At 38.8% G+C, this 12,176-nt stretch carries 11 protein-coding genes; all 11 read right to left on the bottom strand.

The annotated features are described in order from the left end of the window. Window positions 1-183: 183 nt before the first annotated feature. The 11 genes from K2N75_RS01505 to K2N75_RS01455 all read right to left on the bottom strand — a co-directional run bounded on the left by K2N75_RS01505 (window position 184) and on the right by K2N75_RS01455 (window position 12,002). Window positions 184-843 carry a hypothetical protein gene (locus K2N75_RS01505; protein ID WP_297681228.1) on the bottom strand — a complete coding sequence of 220 codons (660 nt, stop codon included), beginning with the start codon at window positions 841-843 and terminating at the stop codon, window positions 184-186. Between the two features lie 44 nt (window positions 844-887). Then, complete coding sequence (gene pdxA / locus K2N75_RS01500; RefSeq protein WP_297681227.1) at window positions 888-1,811, bottom strand: 4-hydroxythreonine-4-phosphate dehydrogenase; 924 nt, start codon at window positions 1,809-1,811, stop codon at window positions 888-890. Next, window positions 1,811-2,344 carry a DUF2393 family protein gene (locus tag K2N75_RS01495; RefSeq protein WP_297681226.1) on the bottom strand — a complete coding sequence of 178 codons (534 nt, stop codon included), beginning with the start codon at window positions 2,342-2,344 and terminating at the stop codon, window positions 1,811-1,813. The genes pdxA and K2N75_RS01495 overlap by 1 nt, the downstream gene beginning before the upstream one ends. A 19-nt stretch (window positions 2,345-2,363) precedes the next feature. Next, the gene (gene hisIE, locus K2N75_RS01490; protein WP_297681224.1) at window positions 2,364-3,059 is read right to left on the bottom strand and encodes a bifunctional phosphoribosyl-AMP cyclohydrolase/phosphoribosyl-ATP diphosphatase HisIE; all 696 of its coding nucleotides are present in this window, start codon (window positions 3,057-3,059) and stop codon (window positions 2,364-2,366) included. A 10-nt stretch (window positions 3,060-3,069) separates the two neighbouring features. Further along, entirely contained in the window at window positions 3,070-4,164 is a 1,095-nt protein-coding gene (locus tag K2N75_RS01485) for an SPFH domain-containing protein (protein WP_297681222.1), read from the bottom strand. A 9-nt stretch (window positions 4,165-4,173) separates the two neighbouring features. Beyond that, entirely contained in the window at window positions 4,174-5,091 is a 918-nt protein-coding gene (locus K2N75_RS01480) for a branched-chain amino acid transaminase (RefSeq protein ID WP_297681220.1), read from the bottom strand. A 71-nt stretch (window positions 5,092-5,162) separates the two neighbouring features. After that, window positions 5,163-5,330 (bottom strand): hypothetical protein, encoded by a 168-nt coding sequence (locus K2N75_RS01475; protein ID WP_297681217.1) that lies wholly within the window; start codon window positions 5,328-5,330, stop codon window positions 5,163-5,165. A gap of 73 nt (window positions 5,331-5,403) precedes the next feature. Beyond that, the gene (locus tag K2N75_RS01470) at window positions 5,404-6,816 is read right to left on the bottom strand and encodes an efflux transporter outer membrane subunit (RefSeq protein WP_297681214.1); all 1,413 of its coding nucleotides are present in this window, start codon (window positions 6,814-6,816) and stop codon (window positions 5,404-5,406) included. Continuing rightward, complete coding sequence (locus tag K2N75_RS01465; protein ID WP_297681212.1) at window positions 6,809-9,934, bottom strand: multidrug efflux RND transporter permease subunit; 3,126 nt, start codon at window positions 9,932-9,934, stop codon at window positions 6,809-6,811. The genes K2N75_RS01470 and K2N75_RS01465 overlap by 8 nt, the downstream gene beginning before the upstream one ends. Before the next feature lie 15 nt (window positions 9,935-9,949). Then, window positions 9,950-11,062, bottom strand: coding sequence for an efflux RND transporter periplasmic adaptor subunit (locus K2N75_RS01460; protein ID WP_297681210.1), 1,113 nt, complete (start codon window positions 11,060-11,062; stop codon window positions 9,950-9,952). Window positions 11,063-11,339: 277 nt separating this feature from the next. Beyond that, complete coding sequence (locus tag K2N75_RS01455) at window positions 11,340-12,002, bottom strand: hypothetical protein (RefSeq protein WP_297681208.1); 663 nt, start codon at window positions 12,000-12,002, stop codon at window positions 11,340-11,342. Window positions 12,003-12,176 lie beyond the last annotated feature (174 nt).

The raw sequence follows: 12,176 nt of genomic DNA, 5'->3' as shown, positions 1-12,176 counted from the left end.
ATAGAATTCCAAAGGAGGAAGTTTTAATTCTGGATTCTTTTTGATTTTTTCTTGATATTGTTGCTGTTCTATTCTGTAGGATTCTTTAATATAGCTTAACACATAGGGTAAGCGTATCATTCCCCATAGGCTTTTGGAGTTTAGAATCATTGCATTACCTAATTTGTATTCCTCATCACTTTATTAAGTTACTTCTTGATAAACAGAATTGCCATAATGTATGGGTGTAAGGGATTCTGAGCCCAAACAACTTGCAGGAGATAGAATCGCAAACTCGGGCAAAACTTCTGCGCGACTTGCATTAGATTTAAGCGGTTTAAACTCGCCTAGAGATTCTATAATCCTCTGACCAACTAAACACATCAATGCATATATTTGATGATACGCATCTGTGGTATTATAAAACTGAAGTAATCCCCATTTTTTATATTGCTCGTGTATATCCACTACATTGAATCCATAATAATTTGCTTTTGACTTTAAAAGTGCATTCAAAGAAAGATTATCATACACAAAGGGTAAAATCAAGAAAATCACTTTTTTATTGAATTGATAGAGTTTTTCGCACAGCCAACAGAAATTTCTCCCTATCGTCTGGAGGTTGAATCCTTGCGGTATCATATGCGAATCATTAATATTAGTCTCAATAACAATAAAATCTGCTTCACTTAAGACTTTTTGATTCTTACTATGGACGAGTTCAAAAAGATTTTGCAGATTATCCGTGCCACCAAGCGCAAGATTTGTTAGCTCTATATTTTCTTGTCTTAAGCCCTTTTGCAATCCATTTACCGCAATAGAATTGCTCCCACCTAGCAAAACGACTTTTGTTTTTTCTTTCATTCTAGTTCCTTTAATGTGTTTTTTCAATGCGGACAAGTTGCGTTTCATTTCTTAGCACGAAAAACCGCCTCTTTTACCGCATTTAGATAGCTTGTAGAATCCGCCTTGTTAGCATAGGCAATATCAAATGCTGTACCGTGGTCTACGGAAGTGCGGATAATGGGCAGATTAAGTGTTAAATTAATACTTTCCTTAAAATACAAAGTTTTAAGCGGAATCAATCCTTGGTCGTGATACATCGCAACATAATAGCGCAAATGCTTACCCGCAAACGCAGTATCTGGCACAAGCGGTCCTATAAAAACCTGTTTTTTAAACGTTTGATTTGCCTCATTAATCGCTTGAGTGATTGCTTCCTCCTCCTTGCCTAGCACCCCAAAGTCTCCAGCGTGCGGATTTAGCCCAAGCACGCCACAAGGTGTTTTTGTAATAAAAGGCGCAAAGTTCAACAAAAACTGCGTTAGCGATTCTGCATTTATGGAATCTGGCACACTTTTAAGCGGAATATGGTCGCTAAAAAGTGCCACATAGAGCTTAGGCGAACCTAACACCATTATAGCTTGCTTTTGCTTCATCTTTAGTAAATCTCGTAAGGCTTCTGTATGCCCCGCATAAGGAATCCCAGCTAATTGCCACGCTTTTTTATGAATCGGCAAAGTAACCAATGCCTTTGCCTTGTCCTGCAATGTGAGATTAAGCGCACTCAAAAAACTAGCATAGGAATACGCGCCGCTCTCTTTGGTAATTTTTGCAGGCATAATAGGAGGAATCTTGGCATTAGGCGCAATACACTTTAAATGTTTGGGTAGTTTTATTTGTAGCATTTTAGCCGCTTCTTGTAATAATTCTTTCTCTACACAATAAAGCGGGGTGCAAAGCTTAGAAATCCTCTTGTGATTTTTAAGCAGAATCTCCAAACCTATGCCATTACAATCCCCAACACTAATTGCGACTTTTATCTGCTCCATTAATAGCACGCGCCTTTGGTGTCTAAAGTAAATTTCATATTCGCTTGCGGAGGGGGAATAATGAGTTTAAACTCCCTAGATTCTAACTTCTTAAGAGGAATCTTATAATTTTCTATGTGCATAAATTTGGGCTTGATTTTATACCGCAAGGCTTTAATTTTTTTTAATCCTGTCGGAATGAAATTCACGCTCAACACGCAACCTCTAAAGTCTATTAAACCCACATTGGTAAATTGCCCTTCAATATAATACACATCGTCATAATGCAGTTGTTCGTTATGAAAAAGCGTAAGGTCTATTTGCTTGACATAAGATTCCATAATCGTCTGATAAATAAAAGGAGAACCAAAAAGAAAAGTTCCGCTAATAACAAAAGTTAAGGTTGCGAGCAAAGCATTAAAACGCAATGCTACGCTTAGCAAAAAAAACAACAAAATAATCAAAAAAATGCAGCTAAGCACCAAATAATCAGGTAAAGAAAAATAATGGATTGTGTCTAGCAATGCCATTAAATAATTTTTCATTTCGTCCATAATCTAGCTTAACCTTAAATCATTTTTCTTGACGCGAATTTTTTTCCTCAATTCCGCTTAACCCAAAGCGTCTCGCAATCTCTTGCTTTACCAAATCGGGCGAAATATTACTAAAACTAAGTCCAACAAGCGCGTGATAGAGTAAATCTGCCGCTTCATAAATAATTTCTTTAGAATCTTTATCTTTGATTGCAAAACCAAGCTCTGCGGCTTCCTCCACGATTTTTTTTGCAATCGCATTCTCGCCTTTGTGATAAAGTGAAGCCGTGTAAGAAGTTTTGGAATCTGCACCTTTGCGCTCTTGTAAAGTATGGTAGAGAGAATCCACCACCCCATAAACCGCGCTCATATCCGCTTGAGATTCTAAGGCGGTATTTGTTATCTCACCTTGAGAGACGAGATTAAAAAAACAACTTTTTGCTCCGCTATGACAAGCAACACCCTTTTGCTCCACTTTTAAAAGCAAGCTATCTTTATCGCAATCCAACGCAATTTCGCGAATCTTTTGTATATGTCCGCTTTGCTCACCCTTTTTCCAAATGCGCTGCTTGGAACGCGAAAAATAGTGTGCAAAACCACTTTGTAGGCTTAACTCTAATGCTTCCTTGTTCATAAATGCAAGCATTAACACTTCTTGCGTTTGATAATCTTGCGCGATAACAGGGATTAAGCCATTTAGCTTATCCCACGCAATTTGTTTAAGAATCGCCTGCACTTAAGATTCCTTAATTGCTCACGGAAGTTGCGCGTTGATTATCTTTAGAATCTAACCAAATATTTGGTGTGGCACCACCGGGCGTTAAGAAAATCTTTGCATCGCGATTATTTTGTAAAGCCTCGTTGAACTTTCCTTGCACCTCAATTTGACGCAACTGCAAAAGCGGGGAATTAAGGCTTTGACTAATCAAACGATTCGCTTTTGCCTGCGCGTCCGCTTCAATAATAGTCGCGTCCGCAACACCTTTAGCAAGTGCAGCTTTTTTCTCTGCCTCTTGTTTTGCGCGCTCTACCTCATATCTTGCACGCTCGGCTTCTTGTCGCGCCACTTGCACGCGTTCAATTTGTTCTTTAATCGCGACAGGCAAGACAATTTCGGTTAATTGGATAGACACCAATTCCACCGGACGATTCTCAAGCCCATTAATGTTTTCGCGAAATTTGTGGTCAATCAAAGTTGCAATTTCATTCCGCTTAGTCGGTAATTCCTCCGCAGGAAAGCTTCCTACGACATTGCGCACAATTTCACGAATCACAGGAGTAATGATTCTCTCTTCCCAATTTTGCCCCCAAGTTGCAATAGTTTGTGGCACGCTTAAAGGGTCTAACCGATACTGCACCGCAAGCTCCACCGATACAGACAAACCCCTAGAATCCAACACGCTAATGGCTTGGTTTCTTAGGCTTCCCTCATCACGACTACGATAATTTGAAGTTTCTACACTTGTAAATTCTGCGATTCTAACTTTTGTATTTACCGCAATAATTTTTTGAATGCCCGGAATATAAAAATGAATGCCCGGCTGCAAAGGAGTAGGGTCAAATTCCCCTGTCGTAATCTTTACGCCCACTTCACCACTATTGATAATTGTAAAGGGTTTGAGCAAAAAGAGTAAAATCGCAAGAATCGCCAGTAGATACAATCCTGCCATTTTTTTACCATTTGGCATACTAAAATTTGGCATTTTAGGGGTTTGGAATCCGTGATTTTTGTTGTTTCCACTATTGCCTCCACCCTTGTCATTGTTAGAATTATTACTAGAATTTGAATCGTTATAATTTCTGTTTTTTTGTCTTAAATGTTCGTTTAAATCAATGGGCATATAAAACCTTTATCCAATGTAAGTTAGCCAATGGGAGAATTTCTCATCTCTCCCATAGACAACATCAAAAAACGCATTTTGGAGTTTATGGGTTATTTCGCCTCGTCTCCCACTTCCAATCACGCGCGCATCTAGCTCACAAATAGGAGTAACTTCCGCCGCAGTTCCGGTAAAGAACGCTTCATCAGCGATATAAACTTCATCGCGTGTGATATTTCTGCGTTCCACTTTTATACCCATACCTTTTGCAATCGTAATAATGGAATCTTGCGTAATGGATTCCAATACACTATCACTTGGAGGTGTAATCAATACTCCATTGCGCACGATAAAAAAGCACTCTCCGCTACCCTCTGCAATCATTCCATTATCGTCTAGCAATAATGCTTCCTCATAGCCACATTCAATTGCTTCAAATTTCGCCATTTGGGAATTTAAATAGTTTCCGCAAGCTTTTGCCTTGCCAAAAAGTGATTTAGCGGGATTTCTCACAAGCGAAGAAGTTTTGACTCGGATTCCTTTTTCTAATCCCTCCTCGCCAAGATATGCACCCCATTCCCAAGCAGCAATCGCTAATTGCACAGGCGCTTTTTTATGATAAACTCCCATAACACCATAGCCCAAATAAATCAAAGGGCGCAAATAAGTGTTGCTAGTAAATTGATTGTCTTTTAGAAGTTCAATCTGTGCTTTTTCAATTTCCTCTTGAGTATAAGGAACATTAATCGCAACAATTTTAGCAGAATTTAAAAGTCGTCTAGTATGGTCTTGTAATCTAAAGATTGCCATACCTTTATCTGTTTTGTATGCTCTTGTGCCCTCAAATACACCATTACCATAATGCAATGTATGTGTGAGAATATGGACGTTTGCTTCTTTCCAAGGAACTAATTTGCCGTCCATCCAAATTGATTTTGCTTCATTCATTCTAAATCTCCATAGCAATAAAGCCAAATATTGCCTTAATTTTTGAAATACAGAGTGTAACAAAATCTTGCTTAAAATTCTATATCCTTGCAGGATTCTATTTTAGCGGAATTGCGGCAATTTATAATTGGATTAAGATAAAAAGCACTTTTTGTCATTGCGAAGCCCTTTAGGGCTGTGGCAATCATAATTAAGCATAAAGCAACTTTTACAATGGAATCCAAAAAGCGAGATTCCAAATTATAGATTGCTTCGCCCGACAAGGACGAAGTTACAGAATCGCGAGAGTTTGTTTTATTGCACCATTAAGCATTATTCCTCTTGATATTTTTCTTTATCCCAACCACCACCAAAGGCTTTGTAAAGACTAATTGCTGCGCTTAGAGTTTCTAATTTCGCACTTTGCTGGCTTAATTCTGCACTAAAGAGAGAACTTTGTGTGCTAAGCACTTCAAGGTAATTCGTGTAACCTTCGCCATAACGCAAATTTGCAAGCTCCAATGTGCGCTTAAGTGCCAAAACTTGCTCATCTAAACTACTCAACTTCTCTCCGGTCATTTGATAATTAAATAAGCTTTGTCTTACCTCACCAAAGGCAGTGCGCAAAGTCTGCCCATAGTTTAGAATCATCTCTTCATATTGTGATTTAGCCAAATCTACATTGGAGCTTGTGCGTCCAAAATCAATCAAATTCCCGACAAAGTTTCCTCCAAAATTCCATGTAGAATTAGAGGTATTCACAAGCTCATTTAACTGCGGGCTTACATAACCAAAAAGCCCCGTTAAAGAAATAGTTGGAAAATACGCACTTCTTGCGATTCCAATATTAAAATTTGCGGCTTTGAGATTCTGTTCTGCCGCTTCAATATCGGGTCGTTTCTCTAAAATACTAGAGGGCAAACCTGCCTCAATCATAGGAGAGTTAGGCAAAGCTTGTGGTTGTGTTGGAATCTCATTAGCAAAAACTCCTGCTCCGTCGCGTCCAAGCAAAATTAAAAATGCACTTTGTGCAGCGTTTTGCTCCATTAAAAGGCTTTGCAACTGCGCACGCACACTTGCCATTTCGGATTTTGCTTGTTGCATATCAATCTCGGAAATTTTACCTACATCAAACTCTTTCTTGCGATATTCGTAATTTTCCTCGCGACTTTTTAGAGTATTTTTAGAAATCTGCACTTGATTATTCAGTGTTAGGATTCCAAAGTAACTCTCCGCGACATTTGAAACAAGGCTTAAACGCACCATATCCCGATTTGCCTTCACAGCAAACAACTGCGCTAGAGCTCTTCTGTCTGCATCTCTTGCGCGTCCCCACAAATCAAGCTCAAAGCTCAAAACTGCACTTAAAGAGAAATTGTTGTAATTGTCTGGCTGATTTTGTGCTGGATTTTTGCGATTCTTTGTTGCTCCTCCCTGTGCTTGGATATTAGGATAGCGGTCGCTTCTAGCATAACTCCACTGACTACGCGCTTGCTCTACTCTTTGCATTGCAACAAGTAAATCATAATTATTTTGCAATGCTTCCTCCACAAAACGATTTAAAGTCTCATCACCAAAATCTTCCCACCATTTTTGCGAAATTGCTATTTCTTGCACGGATTGTATTGCTTCTTGAGAATCCGGCAAGTTTGTTTGTGGTTGCACATATTTTGGAGAAAGAGAACAACCACCTCCTAAAATAGCCAATATTGCAAGAGGAAAACAAATTTTTGAAATCTTAATCATGTTTGCTCCTAAAAGACGCGATAAATTCGCTAAATCTTGCAAAATAGGTATAAAAAAGCGGAATAAAGAAAGTGGCAATAAAAGTTGCCGCAAGCATTCCACCAATAACCCCTGTTCCTATTGCGTGGCGGCTAGCTGCCCCTGCACCCGTGCTAATTGCGAGAGGGAAAACACCGATTGTAAAAGCAAGCGAAGTCATTACAATCGGGCGGAATCGCAATCTTGCTGCTTCCACCGCAGAATCATAAATATCTTTGCCCTCGTGTTCTCGTGCCTGCATTGCAAACTCAATAATCAAAATCGCATTTTTCGCCGCTAACGCAATCAAAGTGATTAATCCTACTTGGAAATAGATGTCGTTGTTCAATCCTCTAAGCCAAGTTGCTAAAATCGCACCAAACACCGCAAATGGCACGGCAGTAACAACCGCAAGAGGCATAAGCCACCGCTCATATTGTGCGGCTAGAATCAAGAAAACGAACACAAGCCCAAAGACAAAGGCGACCGCGCCTGTCCCACTACTTGCTTTTTCTTGATAAGAACTTCCCGAAAATGCAATCGTATAGCCCTCTGGCAAAACTTCATTAGCGACTTCTTCAATCGCTAAAAGTGCGTCCCCTGAAGAATAGCCCGGTTTTGCATCTCCTGAAATTTGTGCTGCCGGGAAAAGATTGAACCGCTCCAAAATATCTGGACCAATGACGCGTTCGTATTTCACAAGTGAGCTAATAGGCACGAGCTCGCCACTACTAGAACGCACAAAAACATTGCGCAAATCCTCTGGCTTTTCTCTAAAAGGACTTTCGGATTGCACATTGACTTTATAGGTTCTCCCAAAAAGGTTAAAATCATTGACATAGTATGCCCCAAAAGTTGCTTGAAGTGTTGTAAAGACATCACTCACATTCACCCCCATTGCTTTGGCTTTTTCTCTATCCAAATCTATACGATATTGTGGCACATTTACACTCAAGGTTGTCCGCAACCCTGTGAGTTCTGGACGCTTTTGTGCAGCCTCTAAAACAAGTTGTGTGTGTTTTTGCAACTCTTGCACAGGAGCTCCTGTGCGGTCTTGGATATACATTTCAAATCCATCTGTCAAGCTAAGCCCCATAATCGGTGGAGGATTGAGTGCGAAAATAATTGCACTAGGATACTGCATAAGCTGTCCTGTTAGCGAACCCGCTAAAGCTTGAGAATTTTGCTCCGCACTCTTTCTTTCTTTCCAATCTTTTAACATAATAAACGCTGTACCACCATGACTTCTTACTGCACTTGAGAGCATATCATAACCTGCGAGCGTCATAATAGAATAGGAATTTGGATTATTCATTACTGATTCTGCCACAAAATTTGCCATTTGTGTTGTTTTGCTAAGAGCAGTTGCTGGTGGAAGTTGCATAGAAACAAGCAAAACACCCTTATCTTCCGATGGAACAAGCCCGCTTGGCACACGCGTAAAAAGCCCTGCTGTAATTGCTAATAACCCCACAAAAAGAATCACATATAAACTTCCACGTCGAATCGTATGGGCAACTTTGTCGGTAAATTTATGTGTTAGCCAATCAAAGAAAGAATTAAATTTTTTGACAATATAAAAAGGCTTGGGTTCTTTTGTTTTAAGGATTGAAACACAAAGTGCAGGCGTGAGTGTCAAAGCAACAAATCCAGAAATAATAACTGAAATCACGATAGTTACCGCGAACTGCTTATAAATCTCTCCACTAAATCCTCCAATAAATGCAACAGGAATAAACACTGCAGAGAGCACCAATACAATTGCGATAACAGGACTTTGAATCTCCTCCATTGCCTTAATTGTAGCTTCTTTTACAGGGAGTTTTTCCGAGTGAATCAAACGCTCCACATTTTCTATAACGATAATCGCGTCATCTACAACGATTCCAATCGCCAAAATCAGCCCAAAAAGCGTCAATAGATTGATAGAAAATCCAAGCAAATACATTCCTGCAAATGAGCCAATAATGGACACGGGAACCGCAAGCACTGGGATAATCGTAGCGCGGAAGTTTTGGAGAAAGAAATAAATAACAATCACGACAAGGATAATTGCTTCAACAAAAGTTTTAATCACCTCGCCAATAGATATTTTTACGAATTGTGTCGTATCATAAGGAATCGCATACTGCAAACCATCAGGGAAATCCTTTGAAAGCTCTTCTAGCTTTGCAGCCACACCATCGGCAACATCTAGCGCATTGGCTCCGGGTTGCAAAAAAACACCAAAGGCAACTGCTTCTTTTTGATTATAGTAAGCATTCACACTATAATCTTCCGCTCCCAACTCAATCCGTGCAATATCCTTAAGACGTAAAGCAGAACCATCTTCGTTTGTCTTAATCAAAATTTCCTCAAACTCTTTTGCATCGCTAAAACGTCCTTTTGTTGTTACGCTATAAGTAAATTCCAAATCTTTTCGCACAGGTTCTTGCCCAAAATATCCTGCAGCAAACTGCGAGTTTTGCTCTTGAACTAACGCAATCACTTCAGAGGGTGCTAGATTATATTTGCGTAGCTTATCTGGAGAAAGCCAAATACGCATAGAATATTCTTGCCTGCTAAAGAGTGTTGCATCTCCAACGCCCGGCACACGTTTTAACTCATCTAAAATATTAATCGCGGCATAGTTTGCAATATAAGTTGCATCTTGATTTGGCATATCAGAAAATAATGAATAAACCGCCAAAATAGTAGAAGACTGCTTATTGACTGTTACGCCATACCTTTGGACTTCTTGCGGTAATTGACTTAATACAGCTTGCACACGATTATTCACATTGATGGTTGCTTGGTCTGGGTCTGTTTCATTAGTAAAATACACATTAATACTTAAAGAACCACTAGAAGTAGAAGAACTCTGCATATAAATCATATTTTCTACCCCATTGATGCTATTCTCCAATACACTTGCGACGGTATTAGAAATAACTTCCGCACTTGCACCGGGATAAGTAGCAGATACTGCGACTTCTGGCGGAGTTACTTGAGGATATTCCTCCACTGCCAAAGAAAAAGCCGACAAAGCCCCAGCAATAACAATGATAATGGACATCACCATTGCCAAAACAGGACGTTCAATAAAAAATTTAGAAAACATTCAAGAATCCTTTGCTTAAGGCTTAGCCTGATTATTTGGAGCTTGATTGGTCTGCGCTTGATTAAGCGGGGTTACTGTGGCACCAGGACGTAGTTTAATCAACTGACTTGTAACAATTATATCTCCGTCATTCAAGCCACTTTTGATGATTACGTCGTTACCGATATTATAACCTAGCACTACAGGCGTTGGCTGGACTTTGCCATCTACGATTTTAAATACAAAACTTCCTTTGGCGTCTTGCATTAGTGCCACTTGTGGAATCGCAATGCAATCCTTTGCGATGATTCCATCTAAACGAATGCGCGAAAATTCTCCGGGTACCAACAAATGCTCTGGATTCTCCACAATAGCGCGCGCTTTAATTGTCGCTGTGCTTGGCTCTAAGACGCTATCAATGAAGTCTAATTTACCGAGATTGTCAAAAGGTGTGCCATCAGGAAGCAGATAAATCACCTTAACATTTTCATAATCCAAAGTGCGCAAGAAATAATAATCATTGCTAGGGATAGAAAATTCCGCGTGGATTGGGTCTAATTGCGTAATGGTTGTAAGCAAATTATCCGCACCTGCTTTACCCACCAAATCACCGATGTCGTAATGTTTCATACTGATTTTACCACTTGCGGTTGCCATTACATCAGTGTAACCCAAATCAATCATTGCTGCATCTAAGTTTGCACGCGTATTTTCATAAGTAGATTGCGCAGAATCATACTCTTTTGGGCTAAGTGCCTTGTTTTTGAAAAGCTTTTGCGCTCTAATCCAATCGCGTTGTGCAGCTTTGTAAGCTGCTCGTGCCATATTAACGGCTGCTTGATATTTGTCAGGTTCAATCTTAAAGAGCTTATCGCCCTTTTTAACCAATTCACCCTCAATAAAATATTGCTCTAGCAAGACTCCCTCTACACGCGCATAGATTCCTACACTTTGCAAACTTGTTAGTTTTGCAGGGTATTCAAAGTTAATCGGCACATCTTGTCTTTTGACATTATGCGTATTAACAGGAAGTGCCATATTTTGCTGTTGTTCTGCACCTTTATTTTCTTTAGAACAACCTGTTAATAAGACAACACCGCAAAAGACACCTAAAAATAATTGAGAAAGTATTTTAAGATAATTTTTCATTTTTCCTCTTTTGTATGAATGATTCCAAGCATAGGGCTTACTTGGTATTTAAATGCCTGTAAGACAACTTGTTTTGTAAAATTTTGTAATATCAATTACACAAAATTTAGTGCAGTATTTTAGCTAAAAAACTTGAAAAAACAATAAAAAACTTGAATTGCCTCAAGAGAAGTTCAAAATTTCAAAGGCAAAGAAATTTAAACTTTGGGAATTCTTATTGTTAAGATTACTTCACTGCATTCGTATGGACGAAGTAGCGCGTTGTCTAATTGTTGCTTTATCCCAATTCTAAAGGTGTTAGAATCTCTCTTAATTGTATTGGTAATTGCTCGTATTTTTGGCAGATACATTCTGTTGCGTTTTGTAATCCTGCGCCAATTCCATCCAATGTTTTTATAACTTGACGCGCTTTGATAGAAATATCCTGCAAAACCCCATTGGTCATTGCAGGACTCATCACTTTCTTGCTCAATTTTAAAGCCATCAAGCTAATTAATTCACCATTTTTTTGAATTAACTTTAAAACATTTAAAATATCCTCCAAATCCGTTTGGGCAAATGTTAAACTATTCTTTAGCTCTTGTGTTTTAGAGTGCAAAACAGCTAAAAACTCATAAGAATGTTTAGAATCTTTTTTGATACTCTTGCTTTTGTGCGCATTTTTGGTTTTGGCAAACTCAATACCATTGCAATCTTGCAACAAATTCTTTAAACAAATTTCAAGATTCATTAAGGTTTGCATATGAGTGTGAGAAATGATTTCAAAACTTTTTTCTTTGGATTGATTGACAGAGTTTCTATCTTGCAATTCCTTGATAGCAATATGGAAAGATTCTATGTCCATTGTCATTTCATCAATACAAACTGCTCTTTGACGCAAATGCCCAATCTGTGCCTCATAATATTGTCTTAACGATTCTATTTCTAATTTATCCAACATCAACATTGCCTTTCTTTGTTTTTATCAATGATTCCAAGGTGAAGATTGCAAAAGAATCGCTTACCTAAAAGAATCTGGTATGATAGAAGAGTGAGAAAAAATTTGCCAAATAAAAAGAGGAATAAAATTTGTGGATTTTTTAAACTTAGAGATGTTAATTTTTCTACTAAAAGC

The organism is Helicobacter sp. (assembly GCF_029067145.1).
Taxonomy (GTDB): Bacteria; Campylobacterota; Campylobacteria; order Campylobacterales; family Helicobacteraceae; genus Helicobacter_D.
The sequence above is the reverse complement of the archived record's forward strand: the minus strand, read 5'-3'. Positions and strand labels throughout refer to the sequence as shown.